Source organism: Trueperaceae bacterium, from assembly GCA_036381035.1.
Taxonomy (GTDB): Bacteria; Deinococcota; Deinococci; order Deinococcales; family Trueperaceae; genus DASRWD01.
In genome coordinates, this window is sequence record DASVDQ010000100.1 from 1 (window position 1) to 22,642 (window position 22,642).

General features: G+C 75.1%; 25 protein-coding genes. 9 read left to right on the forward strand and 16 right to left on the reverse strand.

What is annotated here, in order from left to right:
- From VF202_11735 to pdhA, 3 genes are all read right to left on the reverse strand, one after another.
- Nucleotides 1–144: DNA recombination/repair protein RecA (locus VF202_11735; GenBank protein ID HEX7040782.1), on the reverse strand; the 144-nt coding region annotated here is incomplete at its 3' end.
- A gap of 232 nt (nt 145–376) precedes the next feature.
- Nucleotides 377–1,390, reverse strand: a complete 1,014-nt coding sequence (locus VF202_11740; GenBank protein ID HEX7040783.1) for an alpha-ketoacid dehydrogenase subunit beta — start codon at nt 1,388–1,390, stop codon at nt 377–379.
- A complete protein-coding gene (gene pdhA, locus VF202_11745) occupies nt 1,380–2,411 on the reverse strand; it encodes a pyruvate dehydrogenase (acetyl-transferring) E1 component subunit alpha (GenBank protein ID HEX7040784.1) in 1,032 nt (343 codons plus the stop codon). The genes VF202_11740 and pdhA overlap by 11 nt, the downstream gene beginning before the upstream one ends.
- A 69-nt stretch (nt 2,412–2,480) precedes the next feature.
- On the opposite strand from pdhA, the gene VF202_11750 reads away from it, so the two are divergent.
- From VF202_11750 to paaD, 5 genes are read left to right on the forward strand one after another with little or no spacing between them, the layout of a single operon-like run.
- Entirely contained in the window at nt 2,481–3,122 is a 642-nt protein-coding gene (locus VF202_11750) for a TetR/AcrR family transcriptional regulator (protein ID HEX7040785.1), read from the forward strand.
- Nucleotides 3,119–4,096, forward strand: a complete 978-nt coding sequence (gene paaA / locus VF202_11755) for a 1,2-phenylacetyl-CoA epoxidase subunit PaaA (GenBank protein ID HEX7040786.1) — start codon at nt 3,119–3,121, stop codon at nt 4,094–4,096. Before VF202_11750 ends, paaA begins: the two co-directional genes overlap by 4 nt.
- Nucleotide 4,097: 1 nt before the next feature.
- Nucleotides 4,098–4,709 (forward strand): phenylacetic acid degradation protein, encoded by a 612-nt coding sequence (locus VF202_11760; GenBank protein HEX7040787.1) that lies wholly within the window; start codon nt 4,098–4,100, stop codon nt 4,707–4,709.
- Nucleotides 4,706–5,530: a 1,2-phenylacetyl-CoA epoxidase subunit PaaC gene (paaC, locus tag VF202_11765; GenBank protein ID HEX7040788.1), complete on the forward strand. Its 825-nt coding sequence runs from the start codon at nt 4,706–4,708 to the stop codon at nt 5,528–5,530. Before VF202_11760 ends, paaC begins: the two co-directional genes overlap by 4 nt.
- A complete protein-coding gene (paaD, locus tag VF202_11770) occupies nt 5,524–6,045 on the forward strand; it encodes a 1,2-phenylacetyl-CoA epoxidase subunit PaaD (GenBank protein HEX7040789.1) in 522 nt (173 codons plus the stop codon). The genes paaC and paaD overlap by 7 nt, the downstream gene beginning before the upstream one ends.
- A 58-nt stretch (nt 6,046–6,103) precedes the next feature.
- Here the strand turns inward: paaD and VF202_11775 are convergent, their stop codons facing one another.
- A complete protein-coding gene (locus tag VF202_11775) occupies nt 6,104–7,675 on the reverse strand; it encodes a rhomboid family intramembrane serine protease (protein HEX7040790.1) in 1,572 nt (523 codons plus the stop codon).
- Nucleotides 7,676–7,807: 132 nt separating this feature from the next.
- Between VF202_11775 and plsY the strand changes: the two genes are divergently transcribed.
- Nucleotides 7,808–8,425: a glycerol-3-phosphate 1-O-acyltransferase PlsY gene (plsY, locus tag VF202_11780; GenBank protein ID HEX7040791.1), complete on the forward strand. Its 618-nt coding sequence runs from the start codon at nt 7,808–7,810 to the stop codon at nt 8,423–8,425.
- Here the strand turns inward: plsY and VF202_11785 are convergent.
- The 4 genes from VF202_11785 to meaB are packed head-to-tail and all read right to left on the reverse strand — an operon-like array spanning nt 8,406 to nt 11,791.
- Nucleotides 8,406–9,326, reverse strand: coding sequence for a DMT family transporter (locus tag VF202_11785; protein HEX7040792.1), 921 nt, complete (start codon nt 9,324–9,326; stop codon nt 8,406–8,408). The genes plsY and VF202_11785 overlap by 20 nt on opposite strands.
- On the reverse strand, nt 9,326–10,318 hold the full coding sequence (locus VF202_11790; protein ID HEX7040793.1) for an Hsp33 family molecular chaperone HslO: 993 nt from the start codon (nt 10,316–10,318) through the stop codon (nt 9,326–9,328). Before VF202_11790 ends, VF202_11785 begins: the two co-directional genes overlap by 1 nt.
- Nucleotides 10,318–10,809 (reverse strand): pantetheine-phosphate adenylyltransferase, encoded by a 492-nt coding sequence (coaD, locus tag VF202_11795; GenBank protein HEX7040794.1) that lies wholly within the window; start codon nt 10,807–10,809, stop codon nt 10,318–10,320. Before coaD ends, VF202_11790 begins: the two co-directional genes overlap by 1 nt.
- 37 nt (nt 10,810–10,846) lie before the next feature.
- Nucleotides 10,847–11,791 (reverse strand): methylmalonyl Co-A mutase-associated GTPase MeaB, encoded by a 945-nt coding sequence (meaB, locus tag VF202_11800; GenBank protein HEX7040795.1) that lies wholly within the window; start codon nt 11,789–11,791, stop codon nt 10,847–10,849.
- Nucleotides 11,792–11,817: 26 nt separating this feature from the next.
- On the opposite strand from meaB, the gene VF202_11805 reads away from it, so the two are divergent.
- Nucleotides 11,818–12,972 (forward strand): Gfo/Idh/MocA family oxidoreductase, encoded by a 1,155-nt coding sequence (locus VF202_11805; GenBank protein ID HEX7040796.1) that lies wholly within the window; start codon nt 11,818–11,820, stop codon nt 12,970–12,972.
- Nucleotides 12,973–13,048: 76 nt separating this feature from the next.
- On the opposite strand, the gene holA is transcribed toward VF202_11805, so the two are convergent.
- From holA to VF202_11835, 6 genes are all read right to left on the reverse strand, one after another.
- Nucleotides 13,049–14,005, reverse strand: coding sequence for a DNA polymerase III subunit delta (gene holA, locus VF202_11810; GenBank protein HEX7040797.1), 957 nt, complete (start codon nt 14,003–14,005; stop codon nt 13,049–13,051).
- On the reverse strand, nt 14,002–14,751 hold the full coding sequence (locus VF202_11815; protein ID HEX7040798.1) for a serine/threonine-protein kinase: 750 nt from the start codon (nt 14,749–14,751) through the stop codon (nt 14,002–14,004). Before VF202_11815 ends, holA begins: the two co-directional genes overlap by 4 nt.
- A gap of 14 nt (nt 14,752–14,765) precedes the next feature.
- Nucleotides 14,766–16,973 (reverse strand): DNA internalization-related competence protein ComEC/Rec2, encoded by a 2,208-nt coding sequence (locus VF202_11820; GenBank protein HEX7040799.1) that lies wholly within the window; start codon nt 16,971–16,973, stop codon nt 14,766–14,768.
- 145 nt (nt 16,974–17,118) lie between these two features.
- Nucleotides 17,119–17,619 carry a ComEA family DNA-binding protein gene (locus VF202_11825; protein HEX7040800.1) on the reverse strand — a complete coding sequence of 167 codons (501 nt, stop codon included), beginning with the start codon at nt 17,617–17,619 and terminating at the stop codon, nt 17,119–17,121.
- Nucleotides 17,620–17,822: 203 nt separating this feature from the next.
- On the reverse strand, nt 17,823–18,434 hold the full coding sequence (locus VF202_11830) for a superoxide dismutase (protein ID HEX7040801.1): 612 nt from the start codon (nt 18,432–18,434) through the stop codon (nt 17,823–17,825).
- Nucleotides 18,435–18,587: 153 nt separating this feature from the next.
- On the reverse strand, nt 18,588–19,613 hold the full coding sequence (locus VF202_11835) for a YhdH/YhfP family quinone oxidoreductase (GenBank protein HEX7040802.1): 1,026 nt from the start codon (nt 19,611–19,613) through the stop codon (nt 18,588–18,590).
- 38 nt (nt 19,614–19,651) lie between these two features.
- On the opposite strand from VF202_11835, the gene VF202_11840 reads away from it, so the two are divergent.
- Nucleotides 19,652–20,296, forward strand: coding sequence for a thioredoxin domain-containing protein (locus tag VF202_11840; protein ID HEX7040803.1), 645 nt, complete (start codon nt 19,652–19,654; stop codon nt 20,294–20,296).
- Nucleotides 20,293–20,709, forward strand: coding sequence for a disulfide oxidoreductase (locus tag VF202_11845; protein HEX7040804.1), 417 nt, complete (start codon nt 20,293–20,295; stop codon nt 20,707–20,709). The genes VF202_11840 and VF202_11845 overlap by 4 nt, the downstream gene beginning before the upstream one ends.
- 166 nt (nt 20,710–20,875) lie before the next feature.
- On the opposite strand, the gene VF202_11850 is transcribed toward VF202_11845, so the two are convergent.
- On the reverse strand, nt 20,876–21,784 hold the full coding sequence (locus tag VF202_11850; GenBank protein ID HEX7040805.1) for a metallophosphoesterase family protein: 909 nt from the start codon (nt 21,782–21,784) through the stop codon (nt 20,876–20,878).
- Nucleotides 21,785–21,808: 24 nt separating this feature from the next.
- A complete protein-coding gene (gene aroE / locus VF202_11855) occupies nt 21,809–22,642 on the reverse strand; it encodes a shikimate dehydrogenase (GenBank protein HEX7040806.1) in 834 nt (277 codons plus the stop codon).

A 22,642-nucleotide genomic window follows, 5' to 3' on the forward strand; every position in this document is an offset into this window, starting at 1 on the left:
GGGCAGGCCGCCCACGCCCAACGCCAGGTCCACCGACAGGCTGCCGGTGCTGATCACCCCCGCGCCCAGCACCTGCGCGGGCTCCGCCCCCAGACGCATGATCGCGCCCTTACCGAACTGCCTCTCGATCTGAGAGACGGCCATGTTGAGAGCCTGCGCCTTGTCCTTGTCCACGACGTGACCTCCGCCCCTTGAGCGACTCTCGGGCCGCCTCAAAGTTACCTAAAATAATAAGGGTCGAGGGCCGTAGGGCGCAACGGCATCTGGACGAGGACCGGCCGGCCGGCGCCTAGCCCCGGTGGGTCGAGCGCCGGTCCGCGGCGGGCCCGGCGGGCGTCCCGGCTCGCGGCGAGCTTGCTCGCCGCGCAGGCCCCCGCTAGGTCAGCAGCGCCTCGCGCACGGCGGCCAGGACCCGCGCGGCGTCGGGCCTGTAGTGGTGCTCCACCGAGGTGAAGGGCGGGTAGGGGGCGTCCCAGCCGGCCACGCGCGCCACCGGCGCCAGCAGGTGGAAGAGCGCGCCCTCGGCGATGCGCGCGGCGACCTCCGCCCCGAACCCCCCGGTGCGGGCGGCCTCGTGGACCACCACGGCGCGTCCGGTCTTGCGCACCGAGGCCAGCACGGTCTCCTCGTCGAGAGGCACCAGCGTCTCGAGGTCGACGACCTCGAGCTCCACGCCCTCGCGCGCGGCGACGTCGGCCGCCTGCAGGCAGACCTCGACCATGCCGCCCCAGCACACGAGAGTGAGCGCGTCGCCCTCGCGCGCCACGCGCGCCCTGCCCAGCTCGAGGCGGTACGGTTCGGCCGGCACGGCCTCGCGGCTCGAGCGGTAGAGCTTGATCGCCTCGAGGAAGAACACGGGGTCGGGGTCGTCGATCGCGGCGAGCAGCAGCCCCTTGGCCCTGGCGGGCGACGACGGCACGACGACCTTCACGCCGGGCGCGTGGGCGAGCAGCGCCTCGGGGGAGTCGGCGTGCTGCTCCGGCGTGTGCACGCCGCCGCCGTAGGCCGCGCGCACGACGAGGGGCACCGTGTAGCGCCCCCGCGTCCTGTGCCGGTAGCGGCCGACGTGCGAGAGGACCTGGTCGAGCGCCGGGTAGAGGAAGCCGGCGAACTGCACCTCGGCCACGGGACGCATGCCCGCCAGCGCCAGGCCGACGGCGTAGCCGACGATGCCGGACTCGGCCAGGGGCGTGTCGTACACGCGCTCCGCGCCGTGCTTGGCCTGCAGGCCGTCGGTGGCCCTGAACACGCCGCCCATGACGCCGACGTCCTCGCCGAACACCACCACGCGCTCGTCCTGGGCCAGGGCCTGGTCGAGCGCCTGGTTGATGGCCTGGACCATCGTCAGGTGGGCGGTCGCGGCCCCCGTCGCCACGCCCTCAGCCGCCACGCAGGGCCTCCCACGCCCGCCGCTGGTCGGGTCCCGGCTCGGCGTACACCTGCTCGACTATCGACTCGGGCGTCGGCTCCGGCGCCGCGTCGGCCTCGGCTACCGCGGCGTCGAACTCGGCCCTCAGCTCCTCGACCAGCGCCTCCTCCCGCTCCTCTGACCAGGCGCCGCGGGCCTCGAGCAGCGCGCGCAGGCGCGCGACCGGCTCGGCCCGCTCCCGCTCGCCCGCCTCGGCCTCGTCGCGGTAGCGGCTGGGGTCGTCGCTGGTCGTGTGCGGCGCGAGGCGGTAGGTCACGGCCTCGACCAGCGTGGGCCCCTCGCCGGCGCGTGCCCTGTCCACGGCCTGACGCACGACGTCCCACACGGCCACGAGGTCGTTGCCGTCGACCCTAACGCCGGCGATGCCGTAGCCGGGCGCGCGGTCGGCGATGCGCGTGTTGCGCATCTGCCGCTCGGTGGGCACGCTGATCGCCCAGCCGTTGTTCTGCACGACGAAGACGACCGGGGCCGAGAACACGGAAGCGAAGTTCAGCGCCTCGTGGGCGTCGCCCTCCGAGGTGCCGCCGTCCCCGACGAACGCGAGCACGACCCACGGCTCGCCCCGCAGACGGCCGGCGTGCGCGACGCCCACGGCGTGCGGGAGCTGCGTGGCGATGGGCACGTAGAAGGGCAGGACGCGCACGCCCTCGGGGAACGACCAGCCCGCCGGGTGGGCGCGCCAGTAGAGCAGCGCGGTGGCGAGCGGGAGGCCGTGCGTGATGGCCGCGGCGGTGTCGCGGTAGGTGGGGACGAGCCAGTCGCTCGGCCCGAGAGCCAGCGCCGCGCCCACCTGGGCCGCCTCCTGCCCGCGGAAGAGCGGGTAGACGCCCAGCCGCCCCTGGCGCTGCAGGGTCACGGCCCTCTCGTCGAAGAGCCGGGCGCGGCGCATCGCGCGGTAGCCGCGTAGGAGCTCGGCCTCGCCGAACGGCAGCTCCGCCAGCGGACGGCCGTCCTCGCTGACGTACCTGACGGTTCCTTCCATGGTCCTCCTGTGCCGTCCATCCTATGACAATCCCCTGCTAACGAACGCTCGTTCGTGTAGGATCGGCGCATGAGCAGACCGGCCCTGCGCGCCGGCCGCCGCGAGGAGATCCTGCAGGCGGCGGGCGAGCTCTTCGGCGAGCGCGGCTACCACGCGATCGGCATGCGCGAGCTGGCCCAGGCGCTCGAGCTGAAGGGCAGCAGCCTCTACGCGCACATCGCGTCGAAGGAGGACCTGCTGTGGGAGATCGTCGACCGCGCCGCCGACGCCTTCGTGCGCGAGGCCGACGCGGTCCCCGACGACCTTCCGCCCGACGAGCGCCTGCGGCGGCTGATCGCCGGGCACCTGCGGGTGATCACCGCCGAGCTCGACCACGCCGCGGTCTTCTTCCAGGACTGGGTGCACCTCTCCGACGAGCGCCGCGAGCTCATGGTGGCGCGCCGCGACGCCTACCAGGAGCGCTTCCGCCGCGCGATCGCCGACGGCGTGCGCGAGGGCGTGTTCAGGGCGGCCGACGTCGACCTGGCCACGCTGGTCGTGCTGTCGGCGCTGAACTTCGTCTACCAGTGGTACGACCCGTCCGGCCGGCTCGCGGGGGACGAGCTGGCGGAGGGCTACGCCGAGCTGCTGCTGGGCGGCCTGCTGGCGCGAGGCGGCGGCGGGGCTGCCGCCGCGCCGGCGCGGGCCGCGCGGGAGGGGAGTGAGCCGTGAGTCCTGAAGCCGAGGTGAGCCAGGCGGACGACCCGCGCCTGGCGCGTTTCGAGGCGCGCATCGCGGCCGGCGAGAAGATCGAGCCGGGCGACTGGATGCCCGACGAGTACCGCAGGCAGCTCATCAGGATGATCTCGCAGCACGCGCACAGCGAGGTCGTGGGGATGCTGCCGGAGGGCGCCTGGATCACCCGCGCCCCCACCTTGCGCCGCAAGCTCATCCTCATCGCGAAGGTCCAGGACGAGGGCGGGCACGGGCAGTACCTCTACCACGCCGCCGAGACGCTGGGCATCACGCGCGAGGAGATGGAGGCCGCCCTCCTGGAGGGCCGGGCGAAGTACTCGAGCGTCTTCAACTACCCCACCCTCACCTGGGCCGACGTGGGCATGATCGGCTGGCTGGTCGACGGCGCCGCGATCAAGAACCAGACGATGCTCGCGCAGTGCTCGTACGGTCCGTACTCGCGGGCGATGGTGCGCATCTGCTCCGAGGAGACCTTCCACCACAAGCAGGGCAAGGAGATGGTGCTCACCTACGCCTCCGGCACGCCCGCGCAGCGGCGCATGGCCCAGGACGCGCTCGACAGGTGGTGGTGGCCGGCCGTGATGATGCTCGGCCCCCACGACTCCGACTCGCCGAACACGCCGCTGCTCGTGCGCTGGGGCATCAAGACGAAGACGAACGACCAGGTGAGGCAGGAGTTCGTCGACGAGCACGCGCCCGAGCTGCTCGAGGCGGGCCTGAGGATCCCCGACCCCGACCTGCGCTACGACGAGGAGACGGGTCACTGGGTGCACGGGCGCATCGACTGGGACGAGTTCTGGCGCGTCGTCAAGGGGCACGGTCCCTGCAACGCGCAGCGCCTGGCCGCGCGCCGCGCGGCCCACGCCGCGGGCGCCTGGGTGCGCGAGGCGCTGGAGGCCTACGCGGCCAGGCAGGAGAGCGAGCCCGCCCGCGCCCCCGTGGAGGCCTGAGGTGCGCTGGGAGGTGTTCAAGCAGGACGCGCCGGGCAAGCCGCACCAGGCGGTCGGGAGCGTGCACGGGGCCGACGCCGAGCACGCCCTCCTCAACGCTCGGCACGTGTTCGGTAGGCGCCCCTCGGCGGTCAGCGTCTGGGTCGTACCGGCCGACCGCGTCTTCTCCCGCACCGCCGAGGAGCTGGAAGCGGCCGCCGGGCGCGGCGACGGCACCGCCGCGCCCGGGACCGCCGGGCCCACCCCGCCGAGCGCCGACGACCGGCGCGCGTCCATCGCCGCGCCAGTGGCCGCCGGCGAGGTCGACGCGCCTCGGGGCGCGACGCGCCTCTTCCACGTGTTCCGCAAGGCCAGCCACCGGCGCTCGATGACGTTCGCCGACCACTTCGCCGACGTCGACGCGACGGACCACGCCGCGGCGTTGTCCGCCGCGCTCGCGCGGGCCTCGGCAGAGCCCGCCCTCGCCTGGTGGGTCGTGGCCGCCGACGACGTCAGCCGCAGCGACCCCGCCGAGGCGCCGTCGTGGTTCGAGCCGGCGCGCGACAAGACCTACAAGCAGCAGTCGGCCTACGGCACCGTGTCGCCGCGCCGGGCCAGGGAGGCGCGTCCGTGAGCGCCGACGCGCAGGGCAGCGGGCGAGGGTCGGCGGGCACGGGCGCCCCGGCCGCCGGGCTGGCCGTCGAGCTGCGCGACGCCTTGATCGACCGGCTCACCGCCATGGCCGACGACGAGCTGCTCCTCGGCCACCGCGACTCCGAGTGGACCGGCCACGGGCCCCTGCTCGAGGAGGACATCGCGCTCGCGAACCTGGCGCAGGACGAGATCGGGCACGCGCTCCTCTGGTACGGCCTGCGCGCCGAGCTCGACGGGTCCGACCCGGACGACCTCGCCTTCCGGCGCGACCCTGGCGGCTTCCGCAGCTGCCTCCTCGTCGAGCTGCCGCGCGGCGACTGGGCGTTCACGATGCTGCGGCAGTTCCTCTTCGACTGCTACGAGGCCGAGGCGCTGCCGCGGCTCGCGCGCAGCTCGCACGCCCCGCTGGCCGAGGCGGCCGCGAAGGCCCTGCGCGAGGAGCTGTTCCACCTCCGCCACGCCGGCCTGTGGGCGCGCCGTCTGGGGCTCGGCACCGCGGAGTCGCGCTCGCGCGCCCTGGCCGCGCTCTCCGAGCTGTGGCCCGCCCTGGGCGGCCTCCTCGCTCCTCTCCCGGGCGACGGCCTGCTGGCCGCGGAGGGCGTGCTGCCCGACTGGGACGCGCTGCCCGCGGCCACGCTCCGGCGGGCGCGCGAGGCGCTCGCCGCCGCCTCCCTCGACCCGGGCCCCGACCCGGCGCGGCGCGACGCCGCTGACCGCGGCGCCGCCTCGGCGCACCGCGTCGAGCTGCTCGCCACGATGCAGTCCGTCGCCCGCGCCGACCCGGAGGCCCTGGCGTGGTGACGGCCTCCCCCGGCAGCGCCCAACGCTCGGCCGCCGCGCTTGCCGCCGCGGCGTGGGACGCGCTGCGCGAGGTGAAGGACCCCGAGCTGCCGGCGGTCGACGTCGTCGAGCTCGGCATCGTCAGGGACGTGCGCGCCGCGGGCGACGCCGGCCCGGTTGAGGTGACGATCACGCCGACGTTCTCGGCCTGCCCCGCCCTGCGCGTGATCGAGGCGGAGGTGCGTCGGGCCGTCGAGGCGCTCGGGGTCGAGGCGCGCGTCGTGACCGCGCTGAGCCCGCCCTGGACCAGCGACGACATGACCGACGAGGCCCGCGAGAAGCTGCGGGCCTTCGGGATCGCCCCGCCGGGACGCCACGGCGGCCTCCTCGAGATCGCCCTGGACGCGCCCGTGCGCTGCCCGCGCTGCGGCCACCCCGACACCCGGCTGCGCAACGCCTTCGGGTCGACGCTCTGCCGCGAGATCCGCACCTGCCGGTCCTGCGGCGAGACCTTCGAGCGCTTCAAGCCGCTGTAGCCTCCCCGCGCTCGCGGACGAGGGCGCGCGGCCGCCGAGGGCCCGACCCGACCCGCCCTCAGAGCGTGGGCAGTGTCACCGCCAGCGCCGTCCCCAGGGCCACGGCGAGCGCGGCCGCGCCGGCCAGGCCGAGGACGCCGCCGACGGTCCGCCAGGGCAGCGCCGTGCGGACGACCGTGTAGGCGCCCCCCGCGAGCAGGCCGCCCACATGACCCCACAGCGAGACGCCGGGCAGGAGCGAGAGCAGGAGGTTCAGCCCCAGGAACGTGACGAGCGTGCGCAGCAGGGCGGCGTCGGCGGGCGAGCGTCGCGCGAGCGCGTCGAGGGTCAGCGCGGCCGCCACGCCGAACACGCCGCCCGACGCGCCGACGAGCAGCATCGGACGGCCCGCCTCGATGACGCTCGTGAGCAGCGCGCCGCCCAGCACGCCGGACGCGAACGCGCCCAGCACGTCGCCCCAGCCGCGCCGGCGCTCCACGGCGCGCCCCAGGTCGAGCAGCACCCAGGCGTTGAACGCGGCGTGCACGAGGTTCGCGTGCACGAAGGCGTAGGAGAGGTACCGCCACCAGGCGCCCTGGTCGGGCACGCCGGGGATGCGCTGGGCGTAGGCGGCGACGAAGTCGCTGGCGCGCAGGTAGACGCCGATGAGCCGCACCGGGCCGAAGGCCTGGTCGAGCACCGACTGCCCGATGAACGCCAGGGCGATCGCGGCCACGAGCGCGAAGGTGGCGTAGGGCGTCGCGCGCCGGGGGCGCCGCGCCGGCGTCACACCGTAGGCCCGGAGCTCGTCCCGGTAGCGATCGCGCAGCACGCCGCGGGCGTCGGCGTAAGCGCGCTGCCACGAGGCGACGGCGAGGTCGTGGTCGCCCGCGCGTCCCGCTGCCCTGGCCAGCACCGCGAACAGCACCGCGGGTCGGGCACCGACCAGAGGCCGCGCCAGCAGGGACCTGACCCGCGCGAGGTCGCCGCGGTACGCCGCCACCCGGGCGTTCGCCAGGGTCACGGCGCGGAAGGCGAGAGGGCCGTGCCGGGCGGAGTCGAACGACTCCTCCAGCGCCCGCGCCTCCGCCTCGGCGGCCTCCAGCTCGCCGAGCTCCAGGTGAGCGGCCACGACGAGGTCCCTGGCCACCGCCCTGGCGTCGAAGACCTGCCCGCCCCTGGCCACCCTGGTGGCGTGCTCCAGCGCCTCGCGCCAGCGGCCCTGCAGCGCCATGGCCTGGGCGAGGAGCAGGTCGTCCGGCTCGGGCGCCAGCCGCAGGGCGCCCTCCGGGTCGCCCTCCTGCAGCGCGGCGACGGCGAGCCACCGACCCAGCGCGCGACGGCCGCCCCGCGTCCAGTAGAGGAGGCGCGCCAGCGCGGCCGCCGGCGCCGAGAGGCCGGCGCGGACGAGGGCCAGCAGGAGGAGCGGCCCGAACACGTAGAGCGGGGCCACGACGAGGGCCGCCGTCCTGAGCGGCGCCGACGGCGCCGCCCAGCCCAGCTCGCCGGCCAGGGCGAGGACGGCCAGCAGTGTGGCTATCAGGGACTTCGCGGGCAGCTCGGTGAGGCCCGGCGCCAGGCGGCCGGACCAGCGCAGCGAGGAGACGCCCGCGACGGCGAGGAGCAGGAGGGCGAGGGCGGCCGGCGTCACCGGGCGATGCTAACCGCTCAAGCGGCGTTCAGGCGCGTCGGTACAATCGTGCCGGCGAGGCGCTCCCGCGACGCTGCGCGCTCCGCAGCCCCGCGGCAGCGCGTAGGCGCCCGCCCCCGGAGGCAACCCGACTTGCTCGACTTCACGATCGCCCTGCTCTTCATGGTGGTCGGCTACCTGCTCGGCACCATCCCCACCGGCTTCCTGGTCGCGAGGCTGCGGGGCGTGAACATCCAGGAGGTGGGGTCGGGCAACATCGGCGCGACCAACGTCCTGCGCACCCTCGGCGTGGTGCCGGCGGCCCTCGTGATGGTCCTCGACCCCCTCAAGGGCGCGCTGGCCACGCTGCTCCCCACGGTCCTCGGCGCGAGCGGCTGGACCGTGGCGCTGGCCGGCCTCGCCGCCGTGGTGGGCAACAGCTTCAACGTCTTCCTGCGCCTGCGGGGCGGCAAGGGCATCGCGACGAGCATCGGCGTGTTCGTGGTCGTGGACCCGCTCACGGCCCTGCTCTGCGTGCTGCTCGGCGTGTTCACGATCCTCGTCAGCCGCTACGTCTCGCTCGGCTCGCTGGTGGGCATGTTCTCGCTGCCGCTGTTCGTCGTCGCCGGCGGCTACTTCCCGGTCGCGAACCTCTTCCTCGCCGTCTGCCTCTCCGCGCTCACGATCTGGCGACACCGCGACAACGTCAGGCGCCTCCTCGCCGGCACCGAGCGCCGCCTCGGCCAGAAGGTCACGCCGCCGGAGACGTAGCCGGCGCGGCGGCGCGCCTCGCCGCGGACCGCTTGGCGCGGTTCAGGACGACGATGCCGGCGATCGCCAGCGCGCCGCCCGCGACCGTGAGCAGCGGCGGCACCTCGCCGAGCACGAGCCACGACGTGACCAGGGCGAACACGGGCACCAGGTAGAGGAAGGCCGTCACCACCGTGACGTTCGCCTTCGAGAGCGCGTAGGCGAAGATCGTGTAGGCCACCGCCGACGGCAGGACGCCCGCGTACAGCGCCGCACCGAGCGACGCCGCGCCGGCGGCGCCGACGGCGCCGGCGAGGCCGGGCAGGAACGCCAGCATCGGCAGCGTGCCGGCCCAGGTGGCGAAGCCCGCGACCTCTATGGGCCGGTAGTGCGCGAACATGCGCCGCTGGTAGACGGCGTACACGGAGGCGGCCGCAGCCGCCAGGACGATGAACCAGGCGTAGAGCGTGAAGCCCTCGGTCGCCGCCTGACGCCCGTCGGCGAGGACGATGAGGGCCACGCCGACGAACGACACGGCCGAGCCGACCCAGCCGAGGGCGGGCAGCCTGTCGCGCTCGACGGCGGCGGCGAGTATCGCCGTCATCGCCGGCGCCGTGGCGATGATCAGGCTGGCCGCGCCGGCCGACACGCGCTCCTCGCCGTAGTTGAGCGCCAGGTGGTAGACGAAGAAGCCGCAGGCGCCCAGGCCGAGGAAGGCCAGGAGGTGCTCGCGCCGCGGGAGCAGGCGGGCGCGGAAGGCCAGCAGGAGCGGCACGAACGCCACCGAGGCCACCAGGTGCCGCAGCAGGGTGAAGTGCGGGGCGCTGAGGTCGACGAGCCCCAGCTTGATGGCCGGGAAGGCCGAGCCCCACACCGCCGACTGCACGACGAGCAGCAGGAGGATGCCGACGGGGACCGCCATCAGTCGGGCAGCTCCACGGGCCTGCCGCAGGCGCACAGCTCGCCGTGCCGGAACACGGCCGGCTGACCCTCCCGGTGCCACAGCGTGCCGCACTCGGGGCAGCGGACCTCGGCGCCCCGCAGCGACCTGATCTGCTCCGGCGTCACCCAGCGGCGCTCGCCGCACCAGTGACAGACGACCTCGGCGCCGCCGTCCTCGGCGATCATCTGCTCGCGCTCCTCGGGTGTGAAGTAGGCGAGCGCCTCGAGGGCGCGCGCGTCGGTGCAGCGGCACTCGAACCGCACCGCGAGGCGACCGTCCGTGAGCGGCTCGAAGCCCAGGCCCCAGCACAGCTCCTCGGCCACGACCTGCCGCAGCGGAGACCTGCGCATCGCCGCCGTGAGCTGCCCCAGCTCCCTGATGTTCGCCTCGAGCAGCGTCAGGGCGTTCGGGTCCACGCCGGGGAGCGCCTGCGCGATCACGCCGCCGGCCGCGTCGACCTCGCCGCCGCCGTCGAAGTGCACGCCGAGCAGGACCGCCGAGGGGATCTGCTCGGAGACCGCCAGGTAGGTGGCGACGTCCTCCCCCACCTCGCCGGAGGTGAGCGCGATGCTCGAGGTGTAGGGGTCGCCGTAGGGGGCGTGCGAGCGCACGACCCTGATCTCGCCGTCCACGCCGACGGCGCCGCCCACGTCGAGCTTGCCGTCGGCGCGCAGCGGGAGCTGCACGTCGGGGTTCTGCGCGTAGCCGCGCACCGCGTGGTCGAGGCCCGCCTCGGCCGTCACGCGCCCCAGCGGCCCCCCGCCGTCGAGGCGCAGGGTCACGCGGTCGCGCGGCGACTTCAGCAGCACGTGCGAGAGCAGCACGGCGGCCGTCATGGCCCGACCCGTGGCGGCGCCGGCGGTGGGGCTGGCGCCCTGGCGCACGACGGCCTCGCGCACGACGTCGGTGGTGTCCACGGCGACCACCCGTATCCCGGCGCCCGCGGCCATGCCGCGGAACAGCTCGCCCATCAGACCGCCGCCCTGGCGAAGCGCTCCTTCAGCTTCAGCAGCGTGGGGCGCGGGACGAGCTTGGAGACGTCGGCGCCGTACCTCGCGATCTCCTTGACCCGCGAGCTGGAGACGTACGACCAGCGGGTCGCGGTCATGATGAACGTGGTCTCGACGTTGGGGTTGAGCTGCCTGTTGAGGTGCGCCATCTGCAGCTCGTACTCGAAGTCGGATATCGCGCGCAGGCCCTTGACGATGACCTTGGCGCCGATCTTCCTGGCGTAGTCGGCGAGGAGGCCGTCGAACGCCTCGGCGTTGACGGTGGGCATGTCGGCGATGACGTCGCGGATGATCGCGAGGCGCTCCTCCGTGGAGAACAGCGCGTCGGCCTTCAGGGGGTTGTGCAGGACGGCGACGGTCAGGCCGTCGTAGATGCCGGCCGCGCGCCGGATGATGTCGACGTGGCCGTTGTGGAGAGGGTCGAAGCTCCCCGGGTAGACGGCGTGGACCATGGGGGAGAGTGTAACGCCGCGCACCGCGACCGCCGGGTCACGCGGGAGGCGCCCACAGGCTCCTGACCTCGGCGGACGGCGTGCTGCGCCCGGCGAGGATGTCGTCGACGGCGCGCTCCTGCCGCGCCTCCCAGGCGCGCCTGAGCTGCGCGCCCAGCAGGGCCAGCACCTCGGCGCGCACCCGCCGCCTCCGCGCCTCCTCGAGCAGGCCGTGGGCGGAGAGGTGCTGGCGGTGGTCGGCGATGCGCTTGGAGAGGTCGGGCACGCCCTCCCCCGTCGCGGCGACCGTGCTCACGATCGGCGGACGCCACGCCCCCTCCCGCCGCGGAGCGAGGTCGAGCGCCGAGCGCACCTCGCGCCGCACGCGCTCGGCGCCGGGCAGGTCGGACTTGTTCACGCAGAACACGTCGCCCACCTCCATGATCCCGGCCTTGAACGCCTGCACGGCGTCCCCCGCGGCGGGCGTGAGGACGACGACCGTGGTGTCGGCGGCGTCGGCGACGTCGACCTCCGACTGGCCCACGCCCACGGTCTCGATCACGACGACGTCGAAGCCGGCGGCGTCGAGCACCGCCGCCACGCGCAGCGTCGCCGCCGACAGGCCGCCCAGGTGCCCGCGCGTGGCGAGCGACCTGATGAAGACGCTCTCGTCGGCGTACCAGCGGGTCATCCTGATCCTGTCGCCGAGGATCGCCCCGCCGGTGAACGGGCTCGAGGGGTCGATCGCGACCACGGCGACGCTCCTGCCCTCCTCGCGCCAGCGGGCGATGAGCGCGTCGGTGAGCGTCGACTTGCCGCTGCCCGGCGCGCCGGTGACGCCTACCACGGCGGCCCGGCCGGTGCGGGGGCGCAGGAGCCGCAGGAGCTCGTCGCCGCGCTCGCCGCCCTCCTCGACGAGGGTGATCACGCGGGCCAGCGCACGCTGGTCGCCCGCGTCGGCGCGCTCCAGCAGCTCAGCGTCCTGCGCGGCGGGACCCTGCATCCCCCGAGGCTACCCCGCTCGTTATCGTGACGGGCACTGAGGAGGTGCCCATGGAGAACCCGCGACCGCTCAAGCTGGGCATGGTGGGCGGCGGCAAGGACGCGTTCATCGGCGCCGTGCACAGGATGGCCGCGCGGCTCGACGGCGAGTGGGCGCTCACGGCCGGCGCGCTGTCGAGCACGCCGGAGAGGGCGATGGAGAGCGCCAGGGCCATCGGCCTGCCGCGGGCCTACGGGACGTGGGAGGAGATGCTCGCGGGCGAGCTGGCGCTGCCGCCCGGCGAGCGCGTCGACGCGGTCTCGGTCGTCACGCCGAACCACATGCACTTCCCCGTGGCGCGGGCGTTCGTCGACGCCGGCTTCAGCGTCGTGTGCGACAAGCCGATGGTGCTCACCGCCGCGCAGGGCCGCGAGCTCGCCGACCTCGTCGACGCGCGGGGCGTATCGTTCGCCGTCACCTACAACTACACGGGCTACCCGCTCGTGGCCGAGGCGCGGCGCCTCGTGCGCGAGGGGGCGCTGGGCGAGGTCAGGAAGGTCGTCGTGACCTACACGCAGGGCTGGCTCTCCACGCCTGCCGAGCGCGAGGGCTCGAAGCAGGCCGAGTGGCGCACCGACCCCGCGCGCGCCGGCGCCGGCGCGCTGGGCGACATCGGCAGCCACGCCGAGAACCTCGCCTCGTGGATCACGGGCCTGGCCCTCGAGGAGGTCGCCGCCGACGTCAGCACGTTCGTGCCCGGCCGACGCGTCGACGACGACGCCTCGGTGCTGCTGCGCTTCGCGGGCGGCGCCAGGGGCGCGCTCGTGATCAGCCAGGTGGCGACCGGCTACGAGAACGACCTGCGCATACGCGTGCACGGCACGACCGGGAGCCTCGAGTGGGCGCAGGAGGAGCCGAACCGGCTCACGCTGCGGCGGCAGGGCGAGCCGCCCACGGTCCTCACGCGCGCCGGCGGACCGTTCCTCGGCGCGGACGCCGCGGCCGCCACGCGCCTGCCCAGCGGGCATCCGGAGGGCTTCATCGAGGCGTTCGCGAACGTCTACTCGGCCGTCGCGCGGCGCCTCAGGGGCGAGGAGCACCTGCCCTTCCCAGACCACCGCGACGGCCTGCGCGGCGTGCTGTTCATCGAGGCCGCGCTGCGGTCCTCGGCCGACGGCGGCGCCTGGACCAGGGTCGAGTGAGGCGGGCCGAGCCTCCTCCGCGCGGTCTGCCCGGCGGGGCGGACGCGCCCCGTACCGGGTCGGCCTGGCCGCGCGCTCAGCGCCGCGCCGGCGCGGCGCGGAAGCGTCCGGCCAGCGTGAGGACGGCCGACTCGAGCGCCCAGCCGGGGTCGCGGCCCGTCTTGCTGGCGACGTCGGCGTCGAGCAGGGCAGCCAGCGCCGCCGTCACGTCGGCCTCGTCGAGCCTGGCGGCCAGCCTCAGCGTCTTCTGGACGGCGTACGGCTTGGCCTTGAGGACGCTGGCGGCCCGACCCGGCGACACCCTGCCGCCGGGGGAGCGCTCCCGCAGCGCCACGGCCTTCGCCAGGAGCGTGAACTGCCAGGCGAGAGCGCCCAGCACGCGCTGCGCGGCCTCGCCCTCGTCGAGGAGCTGGCGCGCGATCTCCAGGGCGGTGCGCGCGTCCCCGCTCGCCACGGCGTCGACGAGGTCGAACGCGTCGTGCACCGCCGCCCTGTTGGCCACCTGGCGCACGCGCTCCGCGGTCAGCACCTCGTCGAGCGCGGCCAGCTTGTTCACCTCGGAGGCGATCGCCGCCGGGTCCTCCCCGAACAGCTCGGCGAGCACGGCCGGCACGTCGGGCTCGAAGCGCAGGCCGGCGGCCTCGAGCTCCGACCTCACCCAGCGCGGCAGCGCCTCGTAGCGCGGCGTCGGCGAGGAGCGGTGCTCGCCGAGCGCAGCCCAGCGCTTCTGGCGCGCCGGCGTGGCGTCGGGGTCGATGACCACGACCAGCGCCGCGTCCGGCAGGTCGGCCAGCGCCTCCATGAGCTCGTCGCGCGGCCTCACGCCGGCCTGGCCGGAGAAGGCCGCCCCGAAGTCGAGGAGGAGGGCGACCTGCCCGAACAGCCCGCCCTGGCCGGCGAGCTGGACGACCTGGTCCTTCTCGAGCCCCTCGCCCAGCTCGGTGACCTCGCCGGGCCGCACGCCGCGCTCCTGCAGCGCGCGCCGCGCCGCTCGGCGCGCCAGGAACGGGTCGCCGCTGAACGAGAGGATCACGCGTCCGAGACGAGGGCGGTCAGGTCGGCCAGCAGCTCGGCGGCGGAGGCGTGGCGCGCCTCCGGGTCGCGCGACAGGGCGCGCCGCAGCACGCCCTCGAACTCCCTCGCCTCCTCGGGCAGGGGCTTGAGCGGCACGCGGTCGTCGCCGGCCAGGTAGCGCACGACCTGGTCGCCGTAGGGCGGCTCGCCGGTGAGCATGTGGTAGAGGACGGCGGCCGCGCCGTAGACGTCGGAGCGCTGGTCGGTGCGCACGCCCTGGAACTGCTCGGGCGCCATGTAGCTGGGGGTGCCCATCATCATGTCCTGGCTGGTGATCGCCGAGAGGCCGAGGTCCTTGGCGAAGCCGAAGTCGGTGAGCAGCGCGCGCTCGCCCTTGACGAGGATGTTCGCCGGCTTGACGTCGAGGTGGATGACGCCGTTGTCGTGCGCGTACTGCAGCGCGCGCAGGACGTCTGAGACGATCTTGACGGCGCGCTTGGGCCGCAGCGGGCCGGGGCGCAGAGCCTCCTCCAAGGTCACGCCCGGGCAGTACTCGTAGATCAGCGAGGTCCCCTGGGCGCCGAGCAGCGGCACGATGTTGTCGTGCCTGAGCTTGCCCAGCACCGCCGCCTCGCGCTCCAGCCGCTGGCTGAACACGGGGTGGAAGCCGCGCAGGCTCTTCACCACCACCAGCCGGTTCTGCCACTTGGCCAGCTCCACGCGCACCGGACCGTGCTCGGAGAGGATCCGCACGGTGAGGAGCATCTGTGAACAATCTATCACCTCGCCAGCGGCACCCGTCCCAGAGGGACCCGCACGGCGCCGGCCTCCCGCGTCGTCGCCACGGGCACGCCGTGCGCGTCCAGGCGCTCCAGCACCGACGGGTGCGGGTGGCCGTAGCCGTTCTCGCCGACGGAGATGACGGCGAGGCGCGGCCTGGCGGCCCACAGGAGCTCGTCGGTGGTGCCGAAGCGCGAGCCGTGGTGCCCGACCTTCAGGACGTGCACGCGCGGCACGGCCAGCTCGCGCTCGGTGGCGGCGCCGGCGTCGCCGAGGAACAGCGCGACGGCCTGGCCGCGCAGCCGCAGCAGCAGCACCACCGAGTCCTCGTTCCCGTGACCGCCGGCTCCAGCCGGCGGGTGCAGGACCTCGAACCGCGCCTCGCCGTGTCGGCCCACCACCAGCGCCTCGCCGCGGGCCGCGACGTGGACGGCGACGCCGCGCTCCGCCGCCAGGCGGCGCAGCTCCTGGTCCAGGGGGGCGTCGGCCCGCGGCGGGCCGGTGACGAGGGTGCCCACCGGCACGTCGCGCAGGACGCTCAGCAGCCCCTCGACGTGGTCGGCGTCGGCGTGGGTGGCCACCACGACCTCGAGCTCGTCGACGTCCAGGGCCCGCAGCGCCGGCACCACGACGCCCTCGCCGACGTCGTAGTCGGAGAACGGCGTGCCTCCCCCGTCGATCAGCACCTCGTAGCGTCCCGCCAGGCGCACCAGCGCCGCGTCGCCCTGGCCGACGTCGAGGAACCACACGTCGGGCGGGGGCGTCGGCGAGCCGACCGCGTAGGGCGCGGCGCCGGCGACGAGCAGTACCGCGAGGGCGCGGCTCGCCCGCAGCCGGCGCCGCAGCGCCAACGCCAGCGACGCGACGGCCACCGCCCAGCAGAGGTGCCCGAGCCAGGAGACCTCGGGCCAGGCGACGGCGGGCAGGCGCGCGCCCCACTCGGCCACCCGCGTCAGGGAGGCGACCAGGGCGCCGGTCACGAGGTTCAGCGCGCCCGCCAGCGGCTCCCACACCAGGCCGAGCAGCCCGGCGGCGAGCCCGAGCGGCACCACCAGCGCCGACAGCGGCACGCCGACGAGGTTCACCAGCGGCGAGAGGACAGGCACGACGCCGAACGAGCCGGCGACCAGCGAGACGCTGGGTAGCTGCGCGGCCACGCTGGCCGCCAGCGCCCGCGCCGCGAAGGCGCGCAGGCGGTGCGGGACGCCTCCGCCCGCCGGCCCGGGCGGCGGGGTGGCGAGCGGGTCGTCGCCCGCCTCCGGCGCCCCGAGCAGGCGCGCCAGCGGGCCGGCGAAGAGGAGGAGGCCGCCGAGCGCCAGGTACGAGAGCCGGAACGAGAGGTCGAACAGCATCTGCGGCTGGAGCAGCAGCGAGGCGCAGGCGGCCAGGGAGAGCACGGGCCAGGGCCGCAGGCGCCCCACCCCCGCGGCGAGCGAGAAGAGCGCGGCGAGCGCCATCGCGGCGGCGCGCACGACGCTGGGCGAGGGACCCACGACGCCCACGAAGCCGAGTGTCAGCAGCGCCAGCAGCGGCCGGCGACGCGCCCCCAGGCGGCGCAGGGCGGCGTCCGCCGCGGCGAGCAGCACGCCGAAGTGCAGTCCGGAGAGCGCCAGCACGTGCGCCAGGCCTGCTCGCCCGAAGGCGTCGCGGTCCCGGTCGCGGAGGCCGTCCCGCACGCCAAGCGTCATGGCGAGCATCAGGCCGGCCGCGCCCGCGTCGAGGCCCGCCCCGACCCCGCGCGCCAGCCGCTGCCTGACCCCCTCGCGGGGTGCGACGGCCCGCACCTCCGAGACGAAGAGCTGCGCGCCGACGCCGCGGCGCGCCAGGTACGCGCGGTAGTCGAAGCCGCCCGGGTTGCGCTTGCCGGGGGCCAGGCGGGCCGTGCCCACGACCTCCAGCTCGCCGGCCGGCGGCTCCTCGCGGGCGACGAGGGCCAGACGCGCCGTCACCGGTGCGGTCGACCGGAACCACTCGCCGTCGTAGCGGCCGCGCCACGTCAGCTCCCGGTCCAGGAGCGGCGCGACGGGGTCGGGACGGGCCTCCCACGCCTCGTGGCGCGCTACCCCGGCGAGGAGGGCGAGCGCGGCGACGAGCCACGGGCTCACCCGCGCGGGTCCGAGGCGCCGCGTCGCGGCCAGGGCGGCGGCACAGGCCGCGACCGCTACCGGCAGCGCCCAGGTGCCGGGAGCGGCGGCCGAGAGCGACACCCCCGCGGCCATCCCCAGGGCCGCGGGTCCGGACCACGGCACGAAGGCGGCGGGCCGCGCGCCGCGCGGGGAGACGGGCCCGGCGCGCGGTCCAGGTACGCGGGCGGCGCCGCGCCCGGGCCCGACCTCGCCTCCGCCGGCCACCTCACAGACCCACCAGGGGCCGCAGGCGCTCGAGGGTGGCGGGGCCGATGCCGGGCACCTCCAGCAGGTCATCCACCGACCCGTAGGGCCTGTGCAGCGCGATGCGCCGCGCCATGACCGGGCCGATCCCGGGCAGGGCGTCGAGCTCCTCCGCCGTGGCCGAGTTGAGGGAGACGCGCGGCCCCGCGCCGTCCGGGGCGGCCTGCCCCGGCACGTGCACGGTCTGCCCGTCGTTGACCGGCGCCGCGAGCCGGACGAGGTCGCGCGCCGCCGTGGGCAGCAGGCCGCCGGCGGCGGCCACGGCGTCCTCCACCCTGGCTCCGAACGGCAGCTCGTAGACGCCCGGCCGCGCCACCTCGCCCGCGACCGCGACCTCGATGGGCGGCTGCTCGACTACGAGCGGGGCAGCGCGCACCAGCGCCCGGGGCGCCAGCGCCACGGCGCCTCCCGCCAGGCAGGCGCCCGCCAGCAGGGCCGCGACGGCGTTGTCGCTGAGAGCCACGCCGCGAGCCTAGCCGCGGTACGCGAAGGGGCCGTGGCCGACGTCGGCCACGGCCCGGCGATGTCGGTCCTGTGCCTAGCGGCGCCCGGCCGGCGCCCTGCGCCAGGGGAGGTCGGAGACGCTGCGGCGCGCGAGCCTCGGTCAGGGCGCCCCAGGCTGGGGCCGGCTACGCCGCCCCGCCGTGGACGCGGCGACCGCGGTCCTCAGCGCGCGGCGGCGTACCTCTTCGCGACGGCGTCCCAGTTCACGACGTTCCAGAACGCCTTGATGTAGTCGGGCCTGCGGTTCTGGTACTTGAGGTAGTAGGCGTGCTCCCAGACGTCGAGGCCGAGGATCGGCGTGTCGCCGTTCATGATCGGCGAGTCCTGGTTCGGCGTCGAGTAGACCTTGAGCGCGCCGGAACGGTCGACGACCAGCCAGGCCCAGCCGGAGCCGAAGCGCCCGGCGGCCTCCTTCTCGAAGCGCGCCTTGAACTCGTCGAAGCTGCCGAAGGCGCCGTCGATGGCCTGCCTCAGCTCACCGCTCGGCTCCCCGCCGGCGTTCGGGCCCATGACCTCCCAGAAGAGGTTGTGGTTCACGTAGCCGCCGCCGTTGTTCCGCACCGCGGTCCGCGACTCCTCTGGCACGGCGTTCAGGTCGCGCAGCAGGTCCTCGGCGCTCTTGCCCTGCAGCTCGGGGTGCTTCTCCACGGCGGCGTTGAGGTTGTTCGTGTAGGCCGCGTGGTGCTTGTCGTGGTGGATCTCCATCGTCTGCGCGTCGATGTGCGGCTCGAGGGCGTCCTTCGGGTAGGGCAGTTCGGGTAGCTCGAAGGCCATGCTGATGCGCTCCCTTCCACTCGCGGTCTGTGGCGTGATGGCCGTCCGCCTCCCCGCGGGGAGGCGGTCCGGGAACCAAGCGTCCGGGGCGAGTGTAGCAGAGGCCACAACTCGCCCCGGTCGGCGCTGATGCACGTCTGGCACGACTCTGCGCTACCAGGTGCCCTCCCGCCACGGACGCACCACCACGCGTCCGACGGTGCGACCGGCCAGGATGCGCTCGACCTGCTCCTCGAGCTCCTCGAGGCCCACGACGGTCACCAGCTCCCGCACCTTCTCGCCGTCCTCGGACCAGGCGCGGCCCAGGTCCTCCCACGCCGCGACCCTCTCTTCGCCGGGGGCGTGCTGGGAGTCGACGCCGACGAGCGCGACCCCGCGCAGGATGAACGGGAACACCGTGGTCTCCAGCTCGGCGCCGCCCACGAGGCCGCAGGCCGCGACCGCGCCGCCGATCGCGGTGCGCTTGAGGAGGTTCGCGAGGGTGACGCCGCCCACCGTGTCCACCGCCCCCGCCAGCTCGCCGCGCAGCAGGGGCCTCTCCGTCCTCTCGGCCAGCTCCTGGCGCGGCGCGACGCGCGCGGCGCCGAGGCGTCTCAGGAGCCCCTCGGCCTCGGGGGTGCCGGTGCTGGCGATCACCTCGTAGCCGGCGCGAGCCGCCAGCCAGACGGCCAGGCTGCCGACGCCGCCCGAGGCGCCGGTGACGACGAGGGGGCCCAGCCGCGGCCCGGCGCCCGCGGCGGCGAGGCGGCGCAGCGCCAGCGCGGCCGTGAGCCCGGCGGTGCCGAGGGCCATCGCGCCCTCCGGCGGCAGCCCGGGCGGCGGGCGCACCAGCCAGTCGCCCGGCACGCTGACGTACTCGGCGAAGCCTCCCGGCGTGTCCATGCCGAGGTCGTAGCCGGTGCAGATCACGCAGTCGCCGGGAGCGAAGCGCTCGTCGCGCGAGGACACGACGATGCCGGCGACGTCGATGCCCGGCGTGTGTGGGAACTCCTTCGTGACGCCGCGGTTGCCGCTGGCGGAGAGCGCGTCCTTGTAGTTCAGCGACGAGCACCTGACCCTGACGACGACGTCGTGGTCCGGCAGGACGTCGGGCCCCACCGCCTCGACGCCGCGCCTCACCGACCCGTCCTCCACGTGGACGCGGAACGCCCTGAACGACTCTGGGACGCCGCGTTTCATACGTTCATGTTAGTCCGCGCTCCCGTAGACTGACGGCCATGAACCAGTCGCGCACGATGACCATCGCTACCGCGGTCGTGGTGGTCCTGGTCCTAGCCGCGGCCGTGCTGATCCCCCGCCTCGGCGGGGGCCAGGCCGCCCAGGCCGTCGAGGTCGACTACACCGGCCAGCCGTTCATCGGCGAGGCCGACGCGCCGGTGAAGATGATGGTCTTCTTCGACTTCCTCTGCCCGCATTGCGCCGAGTTCTCCGAGTCCGTCACCTCGGTCCTCAAGCGCGAGTACGTCGCGGACGGCGAGCTGGCCATCTACTTCGCGAACTTCCCCGTGATCGCGCCGCAGGGCATGTCGCGGACCCTCGCCATGGTCGGCGAGTGCGTGAACCGGCAGGGCGGCGACGGCTTCGGCCTCATCGAGCCCGTGTTCCTGCGGGTCCAGAGGGACCTCGACAGCCCCGAGCGCGCCTACGACCTGGCACAGGAGTTCGTGCCCGGCCTCGACAGGGCCCGGCTCCAGAGCTGCGTGGAGGGCCAGGAGACGGCCGACCTCGTCGACGCCGACATCGCGATGGCCCAGGCGCTGGGCGTGAGGGGCACCCCCACCGTGTTCGTGAACGGCGAGCTCGTCGCCAACCCCACGCTCGCGGCCGTGCGCAGCGCCATCGACGACGCGCTGGCCCAGTGAGGCTACCGCTCCTCTACCCGGCGTGGCTGGTCTCGATAGTGGCCACGCTGGGGAGCCTCTACTTCAGCGAGGTCAGGCACTTCGTCCCGTGCACGCTGTGCTGGTACCAGCGGATCCTCATGTACCCGCTGGTGCTGCTGCTAGGCGTCGCCACGTACCGGCAGGACGACCGCAGCTTCGCCTACACCCTGCCCCTGTCGGTCGCCGGGATCTTCGTGTCCTCGTACCACGTGCTCGACCAGAACGTGCCCGGCTTCGGGGGCATCGGCCTCTGCTCGGGCCCGGTGCCCTGCGACGCGAAGTACATCAACTGGCTGGGCTTCATCTCGATACCCGTGCTGGCGCTCACGGCGTTCACGATCATCACGGCGCTGCTGCTGGTCAGCCGCGCGCGTGCTCGTCGTCGGTCGTGACGATGCCGGCCGCCCACTCGCTCCACACCCGGAAGCCCTTCACGGGGCGGTAGGGCAGCGCCACGGCGACGCCGGTGCCGGGCCGCGCCAGGAGGTGGCGCGCCGCATGGCACGCCTGTCGCCGGCGCGGCCGTCGTAGCGGTGCCCCGTCTCGGTCATCGCGAGGCTAGTGGCCGTCGCCCGCCGCCTCCGGCAGCCGCGACGAGCTCACCTCCTCGTAGCGCGTGGGCGGGCGGAACCGGGTGGCGAAACGCTCCCTGAACTCCTCCCAGTCGGCCTCCGTGCGGTCGCGCCCGTCGGTCTCGCACCACATCAGGAACGGCACGAGGAAGGACCTGGCGTAGCGCACCTCCTCGCGGAATATCCGCCCGGAGAGGCCGCCCGCGGACGCCAGACCGCTGGTGTCGAAGCGCTCGAGCGCGGCGTCGACGTCGTAGGGCACGCGCCTGAACTCGGGGACCCACTCGCCGCCCCGCAGCTCGAGCACCAGGTAGTGGGCGCGCGGGTCGCCGTTGAAGGGGGCGCCGACGGCGCCGGTGTTGATGACCGTGAAGCGCCCCCAGGTCGTGAGGAACGGCCTGTGGGTGTGTGACCCGACGAGCACGTCGGCGGGGTGGGCCTCCGTGATCTCCGAGATCGTCTCGGGCGTGAGCTCCGTGCCGTAGCCCTCGCGGTAGTGGCGGGGGCTGCCGTGCGAGATCAGCAGCTTCTGCGCGCCGTCAGGGTGGACGGTCAGGGTCATCGGCAGGGCCTCGATGGCGTCGAGGTAGCCGGCGTCCCCCAGGCGCTCGGCCGACCAGCCGACCGTGCCCCAGAACGGGTCGTCGAACCACGGCTCGGAGCGGTCGCCGCGGCGGCCGAACCACATCAGCATCAGGTCGTCGTGGTTGCCGAGCGTCGCGTCGCCCTCGAGCGACGCCGCGACGCGCTCGAACACGGCCGCCGTGTCGGGTCCGCGGTTGGCGAGGTCGCCGTTGACGATGACCCTGTCGACGTGCTGCCGGTCGATGTCGTCGAGCACGGCCTCGAGGGCGGGCAGGTTGCCATGTACGTCGGCGATGACGGCGAGGCGCACTGAGCCGAGTGTACCGCCGCTCCCTCAGGCCCCGACCGCCGCGCGCATCTCCGCGAGCGGCGGCTCCAGGCCGGTCCACAGCCGCAGGGACGCCGCGCCCTGCTCGACGAGCATCGCCAGGCCGTCGAGCGTCCTCAGGCCCCGCGCCGCCGCCGAAGCGAGCAGCGGCGTGACCCTGGGGTTGTAGACGAGGTCGTTGACGAGCGCGTGGGGCGGCAGCAGGCCGACGTCGACGCCGAGCGGCAGCGCCCCCTCGGCGGGTCCTCCCACCATGCCCACGGTCGTGGCGTTGACGAGCAGGGAGGCTCCCGGCAGCGCCCGCGGGAGGTCTCCCGGCGCGACCGCCTCCAGGCCGCGCACCACGCTCCCCAGGGCGCCCACCAGCGCGGCCGCCGCCGCGGCGCGACGGCCCACGACCACCGTGGGCACGCCCAGTCGCCCCAGCGCGTAGGCGACGGCGTTCGCCGCCCCGCCGGCGCCGAGGAGGACGGCGTGGCCCGCGCCGGGACGGAAACCGGCGCCCGCCAGCGCCGCGGTGAAGCCGGCCACGTCGGTGTTGTCGCCCACGAGCCGACCGCCCCGCGGGACGAGCGTGTTCACGGCGCCCGCCGCCGACGCCGCCCCGGTGAGCTCGTCAACGAGCGTCGCCGCCGCCACCTTGTGCGGCGTCGTGACGTTCGCGCCGAGGAACGAGGGGTCGCCGCGGAGCCCGGCGACCACGTCGGCGAGGCGCTCGGGCGGCACGTCGAGGGCCTCGTAGGTGGCGTCCAGGCCGAGCGTGCGGAACGCGGCCGCGTGCATGAGGGGGCTCAGCGAGTGGCCGGCGGGGTGCGCGAGCAGGTAGGCGCGGCGGGTCAC